This is a genomic window from Streptomyces sp. NPDC001851, assembly GCF_040297165.1.
GTDB lineage: Bacteria > Actinomycetota > Actinomycetes > Streptomycetales > Streptomycetaceae > Streptomyces.
On record NZ_JBEOYR010000009.1, the window covers coordinates 235,931 to 252,780 of the forward strand.

At 70.6% G+C, this 16,850-nt stretch carries 22 protein-coding genes and 1 pseudogene; 14 read left to right on the forward strand and 9 right to left on the reverse strand.

Going from position 1 to position 16,850, the window contains the following annotated elements; all coding sequences use genetic code 11:
• Positions 1 to 75: 75 nt before the first annotated feature.
• The 3 genes from ABT171_RS15955 to rpmB all read right to left on the reverse strand — a co-directional run bounded on the left by ABT171_RS15955 (position 76) and on the right by rpmB (position 1,200).
• Positions 76 to 555 (reverse strand): hypothetical protein, encoded by a 480-nt coding sequence (locus ABT171_RS15955; RefSeq protein ID WP_351243976.1) that lies wholly within the window; start codon positions 553 to 555, stop codon positions 76 to 78.
• A gap of 103 nt (positions 556 to 658) precedes the next feature.
• Positions 659 to 964: a 30S ribosomal protein S14 gene (gene rpsN / locus ABT171_RS15960; protein ID WP_351243978.1), complete on the reverse strand. Its 306-nt coding sequence runs from the start codon at positions 962 to 964 to the stop codon at positions 659 to 661.
• Positions 964 to 1,200, reverse strand: a complete 237-nt coding sequence (gene rpmB, locus ABT171_RS15965) for a 50S ribosomal protein L28 (protein ID WP_351243980.1) — start codon at positions 1,198 to 1,200, stop codon at positions 964 to 966. Before rpmB ends, rpsN begins: the two co-directional genes overlap by 1 nt.
• A 61-nt stretch (positions 1,201 to 1,261) precedes the next feature.
• Here rpmB and rpmG point away from each other — a divergent pair, with 61 nt between their 5' ends.
• The 8 genes from rpmG (at position 1,262) to ABT171_RS16005 (ending at position 5,021) form a co-directional block, all read left to right on the forward strand.
• Complete coding sequence (rpmG, locus tag ABT171_RS15970; RefSeq protein WP_003999141.1) at positions 1,262 to 1,426, forward strand: 50S ribosomal protein L33; 165 nt, start codon at positions 1,262 to 1,264, stop codon at positions 1,424 to 1,426.
• Positions 1,427 to 1,430: 4 nt separating this feature from the next.
• The gene (locus tag ABT171_RS15975) at positions 1,431 to 1,685 is read left to right on the forward strand and encodes a type B 50S ribosomal protein L31 (protein ID WP_351243982.1); all 255 of its coding nucleotides are present in this window, start codon (positions 1,431 to 1,433) and stop codon (positions 1,683 to 1,685) included.
• A complete protein-coding gene (locus tag ABT171_RS15980) occupies positions 1,682 to 3,109 on the forward strand; it encodes a GTP-binding protein (protein WP_351243984.1) in 1,428 nt (475 codons plus the stop codon). The genes ABT171_RS15975 and ABT171_RS15980 overlap by 4 nt, the downstream gene beginning before the upstream one ends.
• On the forward strand, positions 3,109 to 3,342 hold the full coding sequence (gene rpsR, locus ABT171_RS15985) for a 30S ribosomal protein S18 (RefSeq protein ID WP_351243986.1): 234 nt from the start codon (positions 3,109 to 3,111) through the stop codon (positions 3,340 to 3,342). The genes ABT171_RS15980 and rpsR overlap by 1 nt, the downstream gene beginning before the upstream one ends.
• A 64-nt stretch (positions 3,343 to 3,406) precedes the next feature.
• Positions 3,407 to 3,781: a VOC family protein gene (locus ABT171_RS15990; protein ID WP_351243988.1), complete on the forward strand. Its 375-nt coding sequence runs from the start codon at positions 3,407 to 3,409 to the stop codon at positions 3,779 to 3,781.
• A 7-nt stretch (positions 3,782 to 3,788) separates the two neighbouring features.
• Positions 3,789 to 4,136 (forward strand): ArsR/SmtB family transcription factor, encoded by a 348-nt coding sequence (locus tag ABT171_RS15995; RefSeq protein ID WP_351243990.1) that lies wholly within the window; start codon positions 3,789 to 3,791, stop codon positions 4,134 to 4,136.
• The gene (locus ABT171_RS16000) at positions 4,133 to 4,606 is read left to right on the forward strand and encodes an SRPBCC family protein (RefSeq protein WP_351243992.1); all 474 of its coding nucleotides are present in this window, start codon (positions 4,133 to 4,135) and stop codon (positions 4,604 to 4,606) included. Before ABT171_RS15995 ends, ABT171_RS16000 begins: the two co-directional genes overlap by 4 nt.
• Before the next feature lie 145 nt (positions 4,607 to 4,751).
• Entirely contained in the window at positions 4,752 to 5,021 is a 270-nt protein-coding gene (locus tag ABT171_RS16005; protein ID WP_351243994.1) for a DUF397 domain-containing protein, read from the forward strand.
• Between the two features lie 89 nt (positions 5,022 to 5,110).
• Here ABT171_RS16005 and ABT171_RS16010 read toward each other — a convergent pair whose 3' ends face one another.
• A complete protein-coding gene (locus ABT171_RS16010; RefSeq protein ID WP_351243996.1) occupies positions 5,111 to 5,584 on the reverse strand; it encodes an ATP-binding protein in 474 nt (157 codons plus the stop codon).
• A 353-nt stretch (positions 5,585 to 5,937) separates the two neighbouring features.
• On the opposite strand from ABT171_RS16010, the gene ABT171_RS16015 reads away from it, so the two are divergent.
• The 4 genes from ABT171_RS16015 (at position 5,938) to ABT171_RS16030 (ending at position 9,635) form a co-directional block, all read left to right on the forward strand.
• Positions 5,938 to 6,774, forward strand: coding sequence for a Sco1979 family transcriptional regulator (locus ABT171_RS16015; RefSeq protein ID WP_503075362.1), 837 nt, complete (start codon positions 5,938 to 5,940; stop codon positions 6,772 to 6,774).
• A 69-nt stretch (positions 6,775 to 6,843) separates the two neighbouring features.
• Complete coding sequence (locus ABT171_RS16020; RefSeq protein WP_351243998.1) at positions 6,844 to 8,304, forward strand: aldehyde dehydrogenase family protein; 1,461 nt, start codon at positions 6,844 to 6,846, stop codon at positions 8,302 to 8,304.
• A gap of 107 nt (positions 8,305 to 8,411) precedes the next feature.
• Entirely contained in the window at positions 8,412 to 8,963 is a 552-nt protein-coding gene (locus ABT171_RS16025; protein ID WP_351244000.1) for a DinB family protein, read from the forward strand.
• Between the two features lie 30 nt (positions 8,964 to 8,993).
• On the forward strand, positions 8,994 to 9,635 hold the full coding sequence (locus ABT171_RS16030; RefSeq protein WP_351244002.1) for a PadR family transcriptional regulator: 642 nt from the start codon (positions 8,994 to 8,996) through the stop codon (positions 9,633 to 9,635).
• A 10-nt stretch (positions 9,636 to 9,645) separates the two neighbouring features.
• Here the strand turns inward: ABT171_RS16030 and gad are convergent, their stop codons facing one another.
• Together gad and ABT171_RS16040 are read right to left on the reverse strand one after the other, a co-directional pair.
• Complete coding sequence (gene gad / locus ABT171_RS16035) at positions 9,646 to 11,055, reverse strand: glutamate decarboxylase (RefSeq protein ID WP_351244004.1); 1,410 nt, start codon at positions 11,053 to 11,055, stop codon at positions 9,646 to 9,648.
• Positions 11,056 to 11,076: 21 nt separating this feature from the next.
• Positions 11,077 to 12,366 (reverse strand): ion channel protein, encoded by a 1,290-nt coding sequence (locus tag ABT171_RS16040; protein WP_351244006.1) that lies wholly within the window; start codon positions 12,364 to 12,366, stop codon positions 11,077 to 11,079.
• A gap of 132 nt (positions 12,367 to 12,498) precedes the next feature.
• On the opposite strand from ABT171_RS16040, the gene ABT171_RS16045 reads away from it, so the two are divergent.
• The gene (locus ABT171_RS16045) at positions 12,499 to 13,275 is read left to right on the forward strand and encodes a MerR family transcriptional regulator (protein ID WP_351244008.1); all 777 of its coding nucleotides are present in this window, start codon (positions 12,499 to 12,501) and stop codon (positions 13,273 to 13,275) included.
• A 31-nt stretch (positions 13,276 to 13,306) separates the two neighbouring features.
• On the opposite strand, the pseudogene ABT171_RS41905 reads toward ABT171_RS16045, so the two are convergent.
• Positions 13,307 to 13,592: pseudogene (locus ABT171_RS41905) on the reverse strand (hypothetical protein); the annotation flags it as partial.
• On the opposite strand from ABT171_RS41905, the gene ABT171_RS16050 reads away from it, so the two are divergent.
• Positions 13,551 to 14,498 carry a DedA family protein gene (locus tag ABT171_RS16050; protein ID WP_503075363.1) on the forward strand — a complete coding sequence of 316 codons (948 nt, stop codon included), beginning with the start codon at positions 13,551 to 13,553 and terminating at the stop codon, positions 14,496 to 14,498. The pseudogene ABT171_RS41905 and the gene ABT171_RS16050 overlap by 42 nt on opposite strands.
• Positions 14,499 to 14,501: 3 nt before the next feature.
• Here ABT171_RS16050 and ABT171_RS16055 read toward each other — a convergent pair whose 3' ends face one another.
• Both ABT171_RS16055 and ABT171_RS16060 read right to left on the reverse strand, forming a co-directional pair.
• Entirely contained in the window at positions 14,502 to 16,157 is a 1,656-nt protein-coding gene (locus tag ABT171_RS16055; protein WP_351244012.1) for a threonine/serine exporter family protein, read from the reverse strand.
• Positions 16,158 to 16,289: 132 nt separating this feature from the next.
• Complete coding sequence (locus ABT171_RS16060; RefSeq protein ID WP_351244146.1) at positions 16,290 to 16,781, reverse strand: inorganic diphosphatase; 492 nt, start codon at positions 16,779 to 16,781, stop codon at positions 16,290 to 16,292.
• Positions 16,782 to 16,850: the final 69 nt, after the last annotated feature.

Below are 16,850 nucleotides of genomic sequence, written 5' to 3' on the forward strand. Positions count from 1 at the left end.
TCATGGCGGCTGCGCGCCGCCCCCGCTCGCGCACCCCCTCGGAATCATCACTTCAGGTGGCGCGCCCCGCAGGCGTCACTTCTTCACCCGGGTCGGTGGTGCCGACGGCAGCGTGCCGCCCTCCGCCCTGGTGTACGTCTCCTCGCCGGCCTTGCCCGACCACTTCACCGTGAGGCCCTTGCCGTCCACCGAGTCGACCATGCCGGTGGTCCGGTCCTTGTCGCCGTCGGGGCAGGTCAGATGGATCATCTGCATCCCCGCATCCTGGCCCGCGGTCCCCTGGCACCAGGTCTTGCGGCCGGTCACGAACAGCCCGGCCTTCTTCCCGGTGATCACCAGAGCCACGATCTTGCCCCCGTTCGTGGTGAGCCAGCTGCCCTGGAGCTTGCCGGAGGCGCCCGTCGCGGCCGCGGAGCCCGAGCTCGCGGTGGGCGTCGCGGTCGCGCTCGGCGGCGCCGAGGAGGCGCTCTTGCCGCCTCCGCCCCCGCCGCCGCTGCACGCGGTCAACGCGGCGAGCGCACCCACCAGCCCCGCGGCCACGGCCGCGGTCCGCACCCTTGCAGTCGCGCTCCTTGCTGTCGCAGAAGTCACCGGAAAACTCCCAAGCTGTAGCGGCCGGCCGCCCTCGGCCGGACGGCCCGCAGCAAGCTACCAGCAGTTACCAGGAGGACTTCCGGACGCCGGGCAGGAATCCGTTGTGAGCCTGCTGGCGCAGGTTCACCCGGGACAGGCCGAAGGTGCGCAGATACCCGCGTGGGCGGCCGTCGACCTGGTCGCGGTTGCGCACGCGCGTGGCGCTCGCGTCCCGCGGCTGCCTGCGCAACTCGGCTTGGGCGGCGAGCCGTTCGGCGTCCGTGGACGACGGCCGGCGGATGATCTCCTTCAGTTCGGCGCGCCGGGCGGCGTACCGGGCGACGACCTCCTTGCGCCGCTCGTTCTTCGCGATCTTGCTCTTCTTCGCCATCAGATCCGCACCCCCCGGGCGCGGATCCGGGCCACGGCCGCCTCGACGCCGATGGCGTCCACGGTCTTGATCCCCTTCGTGCTCAGCCGCAGCCGGACGTACCGGCCCTCGCCGGGCAGCCAGTAGCGCTTGATCTGGATGTTCGGGTCGAAGCGGCGGGAGGTGCGCCGGTGGGAGCGGGAGATGCGGTTGCCGAAGCCCGGCCGGGCCCCGGTGAGCATGCAGTGCGCGGACACGGTGACGTAGCTCTCCTCAGGCGTAGTGCGTAATGGAATTCATTTTCAGTAAGATAGCAGCATGGCACGCAACGAACTCCGCCCGGTCATCAAGCTCCGGTCCACCGCCGGGACCGGCTACACCTACGTGACCCGCAAGAACCGCCGCAACGACCCGGACCGCATGACGCTGCGCAAGTACGACCCGGTCGTCGGCCGGCACGTCGACTTCCGAGAGGAGCGCTGAAGCCATGCGCAAGGGAATCCATCCGGCCTACGGCCCCGTCGTCTTCCGTGACCGTGCCGCGAACCACGCCTTCCTCACCCGCTCGACGATGACCAGTGAGAAGACGATCGAGTGGGAGGACGGCAACACCTACCCGGTCGTGGACGTCGAGATCTCCGACGTCAGCCACCCCTTCTACACCGGCACCGCGCGCGTGCTGGACACCGCCGGGCGCGTGGAGCGCTTCGAGCGCCGGTACGGGAAGCGGGGCGGGGCATGAGCCTCGCCGTGGCCGTCGTGGGCGGGCTGCACGCCGATGCCCGCAAGGCGGCCGTCGACCGCCTCCTCGCCGACGTGCCCGGCAGCGTCGTACTCCACCACGACCTGGCGACGGCCGCCGCCGGCACGGTCGTCCGTACGGTCCGCGACCGCGACGGCGTCGTGTCCGTGGGCGAGACGCCGCTGGTCAACGACTGCGCGTGCTGCGCGCTGCGCGAGGACCTGGTGCCCGAGCTGCGCCGGCTCGCCCACGACGGCACGACCCGGCTCGCGATCGTCGAGCTGTGGGACTCGGTCGAGCCCAAGGCGATGGCCGAGGTCGTCGCGTCCGGCGGCCTGACCGTGACCTCCGTGATCACCGCCGTGGATCCGGCGCTGGTGCTGCCGTACCTGGCCAACGGCGACGATCTCGCCGAGGCCGGCCTCGCCGCGGCGGCCACCGACCAGCGCACGGTCGCCGACACCTTCGCCCGGCAGCTGGAGTACGCCCCCGTCCTCGCCGTGGCCGACTCCCCGGAGGCCGACGACGAGGACCGGGAACTGCTCGCCCAGCTCCACCCGACGGCCCACCAGGTCCCGATCACCCCGGGACCACTCGGGCAAGCCCCTTACCGTGACCGGCAGCCGCCAACGCCGGACGCCCGGGTGACTCCGCGGGACGTGCCGCCGGCGCACGCGCAGGCGCACGGCCCGGGGGCGCAGGCGCCGTCCGACACCCCGGCGTCCGCGCCGGACGCTCACGCTCCCTTGCGGGGCGCTCACGCCCCCGCGCCCGACGCGCCGCCCGCGCACGCGCAGGGGCGCGGACCGGGGGCGCAGGCGCCGTCGCCGGACAAGCACGCCCCCTCTCCACAGCCCTGCGCCCCCACACCCCACCCCCACGCCCCCTCACCCCTCGCGCACGCCGCTCTCGCCGGTTTCGATGTGGAGGCCGCCGCGGCGGCCCAGCACCCGGCCTGTGCCTTGCTGCCCGTCGAGGCGGACGGTCACGGCGTGTCGACCCTGGTCTGGCACCGGCGCCGGCCCTTCCACCCGGAGCGGCTGTACGCGGCACTGGAGGACCTGACCTGCGCCGCGGCCCGTAGCCGGGGCCGGTTCTGGCTCGCCGACAAGCCGGACACGCTGCTGCACTGGGACGCGGCCGGCGGCGCGCTGTGCGTGGAGAGCGCCGGGCCGTGGCTGGCCGCGCTGCCCGACGCGGCCTGGGAGATGGTCCCGCCGGTACGCCGCGCCGCCGCCGCGCTGGACTGGCACCCCGCGCACGGCGACTGCTGCAACCACCTCGTGTTCACCTCGCCCGCCCTCGACCGCGACGGACTCACGCGCCTGCTGGAGTCCTGCCTGCTCACCGACGCCGAGTACGCCGCCGGGCGCGACGCCTGGAAGAGGCTTCCGCCCGCCTTCGACACCCTGCTGGAGATCTGATGCCGCGCAAGAGCGACCGCAAGCCGGCCAAGGACCGCCCCAACCCGCTGGACCAGGCCGGGATCACCTACATCGACTACAAGGACACGGACCTGCTTCGAAGGTTCCTCTCCGACCGGGGCAAGATCCGCAGCCGCCGGGTCACCCGGGTGACCGCCCAGCAGCAGCGGCTGCTCGCGCGGGCCATCAAGAACGCCAGGGACATGGCGCTGCTGCCGTACTCCAGCAGGTGAACAACTATAGGTAGGCGATTACCTACGGTTGACGCGTAGGAAATCGCCTACCTATTCTTGGTGCATGACCATCACCCACGCCTCCTTCGTCACGCTTCCGGTCGCCGACCAGGACCGCGCCCTGCGCTTCTACCGGGACGTCCTCGGCTTCACCGTCACCGCCGACCGGGACACACCCCGGGGCCGCTGGCTCCAGGTGGCCCCCGAGGGCGCTCAGACCGTCTTCACGCTCTCCGGGCCCGGCATGGGCGGTTTCGAGTCCGGCTCGGCCCGGGGGATCATGTTGGTCACGACCGACGTCGACGCGGACTGTGCGCGGCTCGCCGCGGCCGGCACCCCGGTGCAGGGCCCGGACGAACTCCCCTGGGGGCGCATGGCCTCCTTCACGGACCCCGACGGCAACGGTCTGATGCTGCTGACGGAGAAGGAAGGCTTCTGACCGCTCCATGAACGGGACGGGTACCGCCGCCGAGGACCGCGTCTTCGCCGCGCTCGCCAACGCCACCCGCCGCGAGGTGCTGCGGCTGCTGCGCGAGCGCGGACCGCAGCCCGTCCAGGCCCTGGCCGACCACTTCGACATGCGCCGCCCGAGCCTCTCGGAACACCTCAGGGTGCTCCGCGAGGCCGGCCTCGTCTCCGAGCAGCGCGCCGGGCGGCAGCGCATCTACCGTCTGGAGGCGGCCCCGCTCGCCGAGGTGCAGGACTGGCTCCACCCGTACGAGCGGTTCTGGCGCGAGCGGCTGCAGGGCCTCGGCGATCTGCTCGACAGCATGCCCGACGATCAGCCCTCATGAGCACGGCACCCGGCGATGACGCGGACGACCTGACCACCCTCCGCGTCGACCAGTTCTTCCCGCACCCGCCCGCCAAGGTCTGGCGCGCCCTGACCGACCCCGGCCTGCTCGCCCGCTGGCAGATGCCCGGCGCCGAGGACTTCCGGCTGGCGGTCGGCCACCGGTACCGGATGACCTCCGTCCCGCGTCCCAACTCCCGCTTCTCCGGGGTCGTGGAGGTGCGCGTCCTCGCCTACGACATCGAGCGGATGCTGTCCGTCCGCTGGGCCGACGCCGATCCGGCCAATCCCGCGGACTGGACCATCACCTGGACCCTGGAACAGGAAGGGCGCGGTACGCGTCTCTTCCTAGTGCACGAGGGATTCGATCCGGACGACCCGGCTCAGCTGATGGCGCGGAGGATCATGGACGGGGGATGGCGCGGGCATGTGCTGCCCGCACTGGGGCAGACGCTGGACCAGCTTCGGTAAAGCGGACGTCAAACCTGTAACCGTGGGAGCACCGCGCGTGCACGTGCATTTGCTCATGCATCTGCACATGAACGGGTTATGATCCGGGTCAGTTGACCACCGCATCTATGGCCACACCAGCCAGTGCACCACCGGGGAGCGACCTGTGGACCGCGACGTTGACGGCGTGTACGGGGGGTACGACGTGTACAACGGCATGGCTGCCGAGCAGTTGGTCGGAGTGGCCTGGCAGAAGAGCAGGCACAGCAACTCGCAGGGCTCCTGTGTGGAGTTCGCGCGGCTGCCGGGCGGCGAAGTCGCCGTCCGCAACTCGCGTTTCCCTGACGGCCCGGCGCTCGTCTACACGCGCGCGGAGATCGAGGCCATGCTGCTCGGCATCAAGGACGGCGAGTTCGACCACCTCATCGTGAGCTGACGCCCCGGAGCGGAGCCCGGGGCGCGCCGTTGGCAACGATGTCGGAGTGACGCGCGTAGAAACCGGGCGTCCGTCGGTGCACCGCAGGATCAGCCGGCCGGGCGCAGCCGGAACAGCGCCCAGACGACCTTGCCGTGCAGGGTGCCGGCGAGCGGGTGCCAGCCCCAGCTGTCGGCGAAGGAGTCGACCAGGAACAGCCCGCGCCCGGACTCGGCGGAGAAGTCGTCCGAGTCGCGCGGGACCGGCGTCTCGTGGCTCGGGTCGCGTACCGCGCACACCAGCCGCTCGCTCCAGCGCATCAGGTGCAGCCGCACGGACGGGGCCTGTCCGGAACAGCCGGCGTCCCCGGGAAGGGCATGGCGCAGGGCGTTGGTGACGAGTTCCGAGACGACGAGGCATATGTCGTCGAAGCGGTCGCCGGCGTCCCACTGGTCGAGGGTGGCGCGGGTGAAGCGCCGGGCCTCGCGCACCGCGTCGTACCGGGCGGGGAGGGCGCAGGAGGCGGCGTCGGACACGGCCGCGGGATCCAGCGGCGGAAGGCCCTGCCGTAACGGCTTGAGCATGGTCGATCCATTCGTCCCCATGCGAGGCACTCCCGGGAGTTCGCGGTCGTTGCGATGCGGCGGTGGTGCGGCACCATGGTTTCGGATGCGTACAGCAGATGCAAGGGCAGATGCACGTGCACGCGACCGAAATGACACTGCCCGTACCGCTTCTTGGCCATTTTTTCCGCCATCTTCTCGGCGATTGCCGCCAGTGGTCCTGACCTCTTCTCGAAACCGGCAGGCAGAAACGGTCCGCGTCTTTCCGTTTCCGTAACCGGACGAGTACTGCTCGAAGTGTTTTAGTGGCAGACTGCGGGCCCTGAAGACGGTTGGGGAGGCTGACGAAGGTGAGCGCGGGAGAGCCCGGATCGGTGGTGCGGCGGATGCTGCTCGGCTCGCAACTCAGGCGACTGCGTGAAGCTCGCGGAATCACGCGCGAGGCGGCCGGGTACTCCATCCGCGCCTCCGAGTCGAAGATCAGCCGGATGGAGCTGGGCCGGGTGAGCTTCAAGACCAGAGACGTGGAAGACCTGCTGACGCTGTACGGCATCACGGACGAGGCGGAACGCGAGTCGCTGCTCTCCCTCGCCCGCGAGGCCAACGTGGCCGGCTGGTGGCACAGCTACACCGACGTCCTGCCCAGCTGGTTCCCCACCTATGTGGGCCTGGAGGGCGCGGCGTCCCTCATCCGCGTCTACGAGGTGCAGTTCGTCCACGGCCTGCTCCAGACCGAGGAGTACGCCCGCGCCGTGGTCCGGCGCGGCATGAAGGGCGCGAGCCCGGCGGACGTCGAGCGCAGGGTCGCCCTGCGCATGGAACGGCAGAAGCACCTGCTGGCGGACAACGCCCCCGAGTTCCACATCGTCCTCGACGAGGCCTCCCTGCGCCGCCCCTACGGCGACCGCCAGGTCATGCGCGGTCAGCTGCAGCACCTCATCCGCCTCTCCGAGCGGCCCAACGTACGGCTGCAGGTCATGCCGTTCAGCTTCGGCGGGCACTCCGGCGAGAGCGGCGCCTTCACCATCCTCAGCTTCCCCGACGCCGACCTGTCCGACGTCGTCTACGTGGAGCAGCTGACCAGCGCCCTCTACCTGGACAAGCGCGAGGACGTGGCCCAGTACGAGCAGGCGCTCAAGGAGCTGCAGCAGGACAGCCCGGGCCCCGACGAGAGCCGGGACCTTCTCCGAGGTCTCCTTCAACTCTCCTGACACATAAGTACGATGACGTGTGATCAGACCTTGACCAGGATCTGCGTCCGCTAGTGATTGAGGGATCACATGTCGTCCTGCTTCACCGACCTGGCCCAGCAGTACATCGACGGCGAGTGGCGTCCGGGCACCGGCTCCTGGGACGTCATCGACTTCAACCCCTACGACGACGAGAAGCTGGCCTCGATCACGGTGGCCACGGTCGACGAGGTGGACCAGGCCTACCGGGCCGCGGCCCGCGCCCAGAAGCAGTGGGCCGCGACCAACCCCTACGCCCGCCGCGGAGTCTTCGAGCGGGCCCTGAGACTCATAGAGGACCGCGAGCAGGAGATAGCCGACCTGATCATCGCGGAACTGGGCGGCACGCGCGTGAAGGCCGGCTTCGAGCTGCACCTGGCCAAGGAGTTCCTGCGCGAGTCGATCCACCTGGCGCTGCGCCCGGAGGGCAGGATCCTGCCCTCCCCGGTCGACGGCAAGGAGAACCGCGTCTACCGGGTGCCGGTCGGCGTCGTGGGCGTGATCAGCCCCTTCAACTTCCCCTTCCTGCTGTCGATCAAGTCGGTCGCCCCGGCGCTCGCGCTCGGCAACGGCGTGGTCCTCAAGCCGCACCAGAACACCCCGATCGCGGGCGGCACCCTGATAGCGAAGATCTTCGAGGAGGCCGGGCTGCCCGGCGGCCTGCTCAACGTCGTGGTCACCGACATCGCCGAGATCGGCGACGCGTTCATCGAGCACCCGGTCCCGAAGGTCATCTCCTTCACCGGCTCCGACAAGGTCGGCCGGCACGTGGCCACCGTCTGCGCCGCGAACTTCAAGCGCTCGGTGCTCGAACTGGGCGGCAACAGCGCGCTGGTGGTCCTGGACGACGCGGACATCGACTACGCGGTGGACGCGGCGGTCTTCAGCCGGTTCGTCCACCAGGGCCAGGTCTGCATGGCCGCGAACCGCGTGCTCGTGGACCGCTCGATCGCCGGTGACTTCACCGAGAAGTTCGTCGCCAAGGTGAAGGCGCTGAAGGTCGGCGACCCGCGCGACCCGCAGACCGTCATCGGCCCGGTGATCAACTCCCGGCAGGCGAACGCCCTTTCCGGCGCCGTCGAGCAGGCGGTCGCCGAGGGCGCCACCGCCCTCGTGCGGGGCGGCAGGTCGGGCAACCTGGTCGAGCCCAGCGTGCTCACCGACGTCCCCGCCGACTCCGCGCTGCTGCGGCAGGAGATCTTCGGCCCGGTCGTCTTCCTCGTCCCGTTCGACGGCGAGGAGGAGGCGCTCCGCATCGTCAACGACACGCCGTACGGCCTCAGCGGCGCCGTCCACACCGGTGACATCGAGCGGGGCGTCGCCTTCGCCAAGCAGATCGACACCGGCATGTTCCATGTGAACGACGGCACGGTCCACGACGAGCCGATCGTGCCGTTCGGCGGCGAGAAGCAGTCCGGGATCGGCCGCCTGAACGGCGCGACGACGCTGGAGGCGTTCACGACCGTCAAGTGGATCTCCGTGCAGCACGGCCGCAGCGCGTTCCCGTTCTGACGAATTCCGGCCGAGCGGGCCCTTGCGGACAGCACCTGACCGCAAGGGTCCGTAACGTCATCGGTGTCAGGGCGAGAGCCCCGGTGAACCGATGAAAGGCGGCTGTCATGGTCAAGCACGTGCCTGCGGAGGAGAACGGCGACGAGCGAGGGGCGCTGCTGGCGTTCCTCGAGGAGCAGCGCGGCGGGATCCGCCGGGCCCTGCTCGGGCTGACCGAGGAACAGGCCCGCACCCGCCCCAGCGCCAGCGAGCTGTCACTCGGCGGCCTGCTCAAGCATGTCGCCGAGACCGAGCAGATCTGGGTCGCCCGGGCCAAGCAGGAGCCGCCGGCGGTCAGGCGCGACGAGTCGAACTGGCACGAGAGCTTCCGGCTGGCCGACGGGGAGACGGTCGCCGCGCAGCTGGCGTACTGGGAGGAGGTCGCCGCCGAGACGGAGAAGTTCATCCGCTCCGCGCCGAGCCTGGACGACACCTTCCCGCTGCCGCCGGACCCCTGGTTCCCGCCGCAGGGCCGGGTCTCGCTGCGCTGGCTGTGTCTGCACCTCATCCGCGAGACGGCCCGGCACGCCGGCCACGCCGACATCCTCCGGGAGTCCCTGGACGGCACGACCGCCTTCGAGCTGGTGGCCCGGGAGGCCCAGGAAAAGGGTGTCTCCTGAGGGTGATCGGGGAGTCCTAACCTGGACCCCATGTCAGCGATCCGACTCCTCGTGCTGGGCGCGGTCCGCCAGCACGGGCGGGCCCACGGCTACCAAGTCCGCAACGACCTGGAGTACTGGGGCGCCCACGAGTGGTCCCACGCCAAGCCGGGCTCGATCTACCACGCCCTGAAGCAGATGGCCAGGCAAGGGCTGCTGTACGCGCACGAGACCGCGCCGTCCACGGCCGGCGGTCCGCCCCGCACCGAGTACGAGCTGACCGGCAAGGGCACCGAGGAGTACTTCACCCTGCTGCGCGCCGCGCTGGTCACCTACGACCAGCGCGGCGATGTGAAGGCGGCGGCGATCGGCTTCATGGTCGACCTGCCGAGGCCCGAGGCGGTGGCCCTGCTGAAGGAGCGCACCCGCCGGATCGAGGCCTGGCGCTCCTCGGTCACCGAGCACTACGTGCCCGAGGAGGGACCTGCGCAGCTCGGCCACATCGGCGAGATCACGGACATGTGGGTGCACACGGCCGACTCCGAGGCCGAGTGGACCCGTGGCCTCGTCGCGCGCATCGAGAACGGCGCCTACACCTTCGCCGGCGAGGGCGAACCGTTCGTCGGCGTGCTCGCCGAGGGCGAGGAGAACCCGTACGCGACGGGGGAGCGGCATCCGGAGGACGACCGCTGAGGCGAGACCCCTAGTGGTGGAAGCCGGTCGCCGCCTGCTTGTCGCGGGTGAGCGGGTGCGGCTGCCGGCGCAGCTCGGGCAGCAGGCGGGTCAGGTCGTCCAGGAACAGGTCGGCCAGGTCGTGCGAGAAGCCGTTGCGGCACACGATCCGCAGTACGGAGAGGTCCTCGCGGTGCGGCGGGAAGGTGTACGCGGGGACCAGCCAGCCACCCTCGCGCAGCCGCCGGGAGACGTCGAAGACGTCGTACGCCGTGACGTCGTCGGCCGTGGTCAGCGCGAACACCGGCAGCTGGTCGCCGTGCGTGAGCAGCCGGAAGTCGCCGAGCGCCGCGATCTTCCCGGCGAGCGAGGTCGCCACGTCCCGCGTCGACCGCTGCACCGCGCGGTAGCCCTCGCGGCCCAGGCGCAGGAACGTGTAGTACTGGGCCACCACCTGGGCGCCGGGCCGGGAGAAGTTGAGCGCGAAGGTCGGCATGTCCCCGCCCAGGTAGTTCACCCGGAAGACCAGCTCCTCGGGCAGCGCCTCCCGGTCCCGCCACAGGGCCCAGCCGACGCCCGGGTACACCAGCCCGTACTTGTGCCCCGAGGTGTTGATCGAGGCCACGCGCGGCAGCCGGAAGTCCCACACCAGATCCGGGTCCAGGAACGGCGCCACCATGCCGCCGGACGCGCCGTCCACGTGCACCGGGATGTCGAGCCCGGTCCGCTCCTGCAGGGCGTCCAGGGCCGCGCACAGCTCGGCGACCGGCTCGTAGGAGCCGTCGAACGTCGAGCCGAGGATGCCGACCACCCCGATGGTGTTCTCGTCGCACAGCTCGGCGGCGGCCTGCGGGTCCAGATGGAACCGGTCGCCCTCCATGGGCACCTGCCGGGCCTCCACCTCCCAGAAATCGCAGAACTTGTCCCAGCAGACCTGGACGTTGACACCCATCACCAGGTTGGGCCGCGCCCCGCCCGGATAGCGGTCTTCGTTGCGCCGCATCCAGCGCCGCTTCAGCGCCATCCCGGCGAGCATGCACGCCTCGCTCGACCCGGTGGTGGAACAGCCCATGGCCGCCGACGGGTCCGGCGCGTTCCACAGGTCGGCGAGCATCGCCACACAGCGCCGCTCCAGTTCGGCCGTGCGCGGGTACTCGTCCTTGTCGATCATGTTCTTGTCCCGGCACTCCGCCATCAGCACCCCGGCCTGCGGCTCCATCCAGGTGGTGACGAACGTGGCCAGGTTCAGCCGGGAGTTGCCGTCCAGCATCAGCTCGTCGTGCACCAGCTGGTACGCCGTCGACGGGGCCAGCGGCGCGTCCGGGAGCCGGTGCGTGGGCGGGGCCTCGGCCATACCGCCGACCGGATCGGCCTCCCCGAAGAAAGGGTTGACCGCCATCGTCCGTTCCTCGTGCTTCGCGGGACCTTTGTGCAGGGCCATGACTGCCTCCAGGGGGTTCTCTCAGCGGACCGGGGTGCCGTCCTCGCGCAACTGCATCTGCGGGCGCCCGGTCACCAGCAGCCAGGCCGGCAGCGACGCGACGCACAGCAGGGCGAGGGCGCCGGGCGAGGCGACGAGTACCGCGGCGGTGAACAGGCTCACCCAGCCCTGCCGGGTGACCGCCAGGAGCATGCCCAGGACGGCCGTCGCGACGCCCACCGCGGGATGCACGGCCGGAACGAGCGCGTGGGCGCACAGGCCGAGGGCGCCGCCGACGAAGACCGCCGGGAAGATCCGGCCGCCCCGGAAGCCGCAGGACGCGGCGACCAGCAACGCGGCCAGCTTCACCACCGCCATCCCGGCGAACTGCCCCGCCGACCAGCCGTCCGGACGGCGGGCCAGCTCCCCGATCTCCGACAGCCCCTTGAACAGCGTCAGATGGCCGCCCAGCGCCCCCAGGGCGCCCAGCACGACCCCGCCGGCCGGGAGCATCAGCATCGGGTGCCGCAGCCGCCGGAAGGCCGCGTGGACGTACGGGAAGGCGTGCACCGCGCACATGCCGAGCAGCGCGGCGGCCGAGGCGATCAGGAGGGCCGCCAGGACGTCCTTGCCGTCCGGGCGGCCCATGGGCGGAAGCCCCAGGTCGAAGGTCGGATGGGACACCAGGGTGGTCGTGACGGCCCCGCACGCGCCGGCGGTCAGCGGCGCGAACAGGTTGTCCCACAGCCGTCCGCGCATCGGACGCCCGGCCAGCGCTTCCGAGATGACCAGCGCCGCCGCCACCGGCGTGCCGAACAGCGCGCCGATCGTCCCCGACTCGGCCAGCACGGGCCACAGGCTGCCCGGCGTCCGCGGCATCAGACGCGAGCCGAGCCAGGCCGCGAGGCCCACGTTCACGGCGATGACCGGGTTCTCCGGGCCGAGGCTCGGGCCGCCGGCCAGCATCAGCCCGGTCGCCAGCACCAGTCCGGGCAGCACGACCGGCGCCATGACCGGGGCGTTCAGCCCGACGGTCGCCGGATCGGGTCCGGCGTGACCCGGCACCTTCCAGACCACCAGCCCGACGGCGATCCCGGTCGCCACAAGCATGACGAACATCCACAGCACCGAGTAGCGCCCCACCCCGAGCGCGTCCGGCAACGGCCCCCACAGCACGTGCTCGAACTTCTCCGCCACCGCACTGACCCCGACGAAGACCAGGCTGGCGGCCACGCCCACGGCGACGGCGGGCAGGATGAAGGGCAGCAGAGCCCGTGCCGGGGCCGTGGGAGCGGTCGCGGGCGCCTGCTGTGCGCCGGTGTCCTGGGCCACGGGCTCACCATAAGCGGACGAAATGCGCACAACATCCCGAACATGCTGAACGGCAACCGGCTTGCACCTCACGTGAGGTGAGGCCTCAGCGTGGACGGCGTACCGACCACACCGACGACGAGGAGCGGAAAAGTGAGCCACTCCGTGGGACAGGTCGCGGCGTTCGCCGGGGTCACGGTGCGCACCCTGCACCACTACGACGAGATCGGCCTGCTCGTGCCCAGCGAGCGCACGTACGCCGGCCACCGGCGCTACAACGACGCCGACCTCGACCGGCTCCAGCAGATCCTGTTCTACCGGGAGCTCGGCTTCCCGCTCGACGAGGTCGCGGCCCTGCTCGACGATCTGGCCACCGGCAGAGGTGACCCGCGCGCACACCTGCGCCGCCAGCACGAACTGCTGACCGCCCGGATCGAGAAGCTGCAGAAGATGGCCGCGGCCGTGGAGCACGCCATGGAGGCACGCAGGATGGGCATCAACCTCACCCCGGAAGAGCGGTTCGAGGTGTTCGGGGACAAGGACCCCTTCAACGAGGACTACACCGAGGAGGCCGAGCAGCGCTGGGGCGACACCGAGGCCTGGGCCGAGTCCCAGCGCCGGGCCGCCCGCTACACCAAGGAGGACTGGAAGCGGATCAAAGCCGAGGTCGACGACTGGAGCGAGCGGTACGCCGCCCTGGTGGCCGCCGGCCAGGAGCCCTCCGGCGAGGCGGCCATGGACCTGGCCGAGGAACACCGGCAGCACATGAACCGGTGGTTCTTCGAGGTCCCCTACGAGATGCACCGGTGCTTCGCGGAGATGTACGTCTCCGACGAGCGCTTCAAGGCGTACTACGACTCCATGGGACCGGGTCTCGCCGTGCACCTGCGCGCCGCGATCCTCGCCAACGCCGACCGGCACGCCTCCTGACCGGTCCCGGCCCGGGTGTGCACGGGGGGCACTCCCGGGCCAGGACCACCGCCGTGCCGTAGGCGCACACCTCGGTGCCCACGTCCGCGGCCTCGGTCACGTCGAACCGGAACGCTCTTCAGCTCGCCGCCGATCATCGACTTCAGACCGGCGCCGATCTGGCCCCAGCGCACCCTGGAGACTGCGGTGGAACCTGGAGCGGTCACCTCACGTTGATAGCTTTGTGCGGCCGTACCCGGCGTAGCCGCCTTGACCCCCTGGAGCCCGGACCCGTGATGACACTCGCCCTCGGCCCGAGCTGGATGGACCCCAACTATCTGCTCAACACCTACAGCATCTGGGGTCTGCTGCTCGTCGTCTTCGCCGAGTCCGGCCTGCTGATCGGCTTCTTCCTGCCGGGTGACTCGCTGCTGTTCACCTGCGGCCTGCTGATCACCTCGCACGAGATGCACTTCCCGCTGTGGGGTGCGATCGGCCTCATCTGCCTCGCCGCGATACTCGGCGACCAGGCGGGCTACATGTTCGGCAAGAAGGTCGGGCCGTCCCTGTTCAACCGCCCCGACTCGCGCCTGTTCAAGCAGGAGAACGTCACCAAGGCGCACGAGTTCTTCGAGAAGTACGGCCCGAAGTCCCTGGTCCTGGCCCGCTTCGTGCCCATCGTGCGCACGTTCACGCCGATCATCGCCGGCGTCAGCGGCATGAAGTACCGCTCGTTCCTGGTCTTCAACGTCATCGGCGGCGTCCTGTGGGGTGCGGGCGTCACCCTGCTCGGCTCCTGGCTCGGCAACAACGGCTTCGTCAAGAACAACATCGAGGCGATCCTGATCCTGATCGTCCTCGTCTCCGTGGTCCCGGTCGCCATCGAGGTCCTCCGCGCCCGCGGCAAGCAGAAGAAGGCTCCGCCGACGGCACCGGAGGCGTCCCGCCCGGTCCCCCCGGCCATGGACTCCGAGACCACCCAGCTGCGCCGCATCGAGCCGGAGCAGCCGTACGGGTACCAGCAGCAGGGGCAGGAGCAGCAGCAGGAGCAGCAGCAGGAGCAGCAGTACTGGAGCCAGGGCGGCTACGACAACCAGTACAACCAGTACGACCAGCACTACGGCCAGCAGCAGTACCCGCACCAGCAGCCCTACGGAGAGCAGCAGCCCTACGGAGAGCAGCAGCGGTACGACCAGCACCCGTACCCGTACGACTACGACCAGGGCACCTACCGCGCCCCGTAGCCCTCAGAATCCCCTGGTCCTCTTGGCGGCCCGCCGCTTCCCGGCGGAGCCGATCCTCAGGAACAGCCGGAAGACCTCCGAGCCCAGATTCACCCCGATGGCGATGGCGATGGCCAGCGACGCCGCGTTCGCCAGCGACACCAGCCCCTTGTTCACCTCGTTCTGCGCCATGTTGAGCAGCCCGAAGTAGGTGGCCGAACCGGGCAGCAGCGGCCCGATCGCCGCGGTCGTGTACGGCAGCGCCGAGGCGAACCGGTACCGCGACAGCAGCTGCCCGAAGAGGCCCACCAGGCCCGCCGCCACGGCCGTGGACGCCACCGGCGAGATGTCGGCGACGTAGTGCATCGCGCCGTACACCGACCACGCGACACCGCCGTTGAGCGTCACCCACAGCACGGTCGAACGTTCCTGCTGCAGCAGTACCGCGAACGTCAGCGACAGCAGCATGGACGCCGCGATCTGCACCAGCGGCCGTTCGTTGATGATGAGCGCCGCGTCCGGGTTCAGCTTGCCGCCGAGCTTCACACCGAAGTACAGGACGACCAGCACGCCGGTGACGATGCCGACGAAGAAGTACATGACCTCCAGCAGGCGCGCGGAGGCGGTGATGTAGAAGCCCGTCAGGCCGTCCTGCACGCCCGCCACCAGCGCCCGCCCGGGCAGCAGCGCGAACAGTCCACCGGTGACGACGGCGGACGCCTTCAGGTCGACGTGCGCCAGCGCGAACGCCACCCCGATCGCCGCGGGCGGCATCGCGGCCACCGTGAACTGGTAGAACTCCGGCAGCCCGCGCCCCGCGCACAGCCAGGCCAGCCGGTCGCCCAGCATCGCGCCGACGGCCGCCGCGACGAACACGATCAGATCACCGCCGACCAGGATGGACGCGGCCCCGGCGAGCAGCCCGCTGGCCAGGGTCAGCGCCCAGCCGGGGTAGGGGTGCCGGTTGCGGCGGATCTCCGCCAGCCGCCGGTAGGCCTCCTCAAGGGAGACATGGGTCTCCGGGTCGGTCAGGTCGTCCACCAGCCGGAACACGGCCGCGAGCCGCGTGTAGTCGGTGCCCCGCCGCCGTACCGTCCGCGACGCCGTCACCGGGTCCTCCACCAGCGACGGCTGGTGCGAGATCGACAGCAGTGTGAAGGTGACGTTCGGCTCGCAGCGGTCCAGGCCGTAGGAGCGGCACACCGCGAACATCGCGGCCTCCACGTCCTCCGCGCCCTCGCCACCGGCCAGCAGCAGCTCACCGATGCGCAGGGTCAGGTCCAGCACGCGGGGTACGGCCGGGCCGTCCTCCTCCTCGCGCTGCACCGGCTCCGGCGCGGGCCGCTCGGTCACCGGCATGCGCAGCATCGTGCGCATCCGGTCCTGCCAGGGCGCGTCCTTGACCAGGCTGACCAGCGGAACTCCGGCGGCCGGAGTGAACGCCGGCGGAGCCTCCTTGGCGCTGTAGGTGCTCGGCAGGCTGAACGCCGACCCCTCCGGCTCGGCACTCGGCGGCTGCGGCGCGGGCAGCCCCCGCGGCACCGCGAACTCGGACGTGGTCTCCGGCTCGCCGACACCCTCGGGGACCTCGATGCCCTGCGGAATGGCGAACTCGGACGTGATCTCCGGGTCGTACCGCGCCTCGTCCGACCGGGGCTTGCGGTCCTCCGCCTCCGTCACCTCGCACCGCTCCCTGAACGACACCTTCCGTACGGCTCAGTATGCGCACAGGTACCCGAACGGTCCGCACGCGTGCGTGAAACGCGGAACGGGCCGCACGCACGCGTACGGCCCGTTCCGGCGGCGCGGGGCTCAGTGACCGCCCTGCTCCTTGAAGCGCTTGTACGACCGCTCGATCTCCGCCTCGGCCTCCGTGCGGCCCACCCAGTTGGCACCCTCGACCGACTTGCCGGGCTCCAGGTCCTTGTACACCTCGAAGAAGTGCTGGATCTCCAGGCGGTCGAACTCCGACACGTGGTGGATGTCGCGCAGGTGCTCCACCCGAGGGTCGGTGGCCGGGACGCACAGCAGCTTGTCGTCGCCGCCCGCCTCGTCCGTCATGCGGAACATACCGATCGCACGGCACTTGATCAGGCAGCCCGGGAAGGTCGGCTCGTCCAGGATGACCAGCGCGTCCAGCGGGTCGCCGTCCTCGCCGAGGGTGTTCTCGACGAAGCCGTAGTCGGTCGGGTAGGCGGTCGAGGTGAAGAGGCGACGGTCCAGGCGGATCCGACCGGTCTCGTGGTCCACCTCGTACTTGTTGCGCGAACCCTTCGGAATCTCGATCGTGACGTCGAACTCCACCGGTGGCTCCTCCATGATCAGCACATAGTTCTGGTGATTAAGTGTCCCTCACGCAGGTGTGTGATCGCG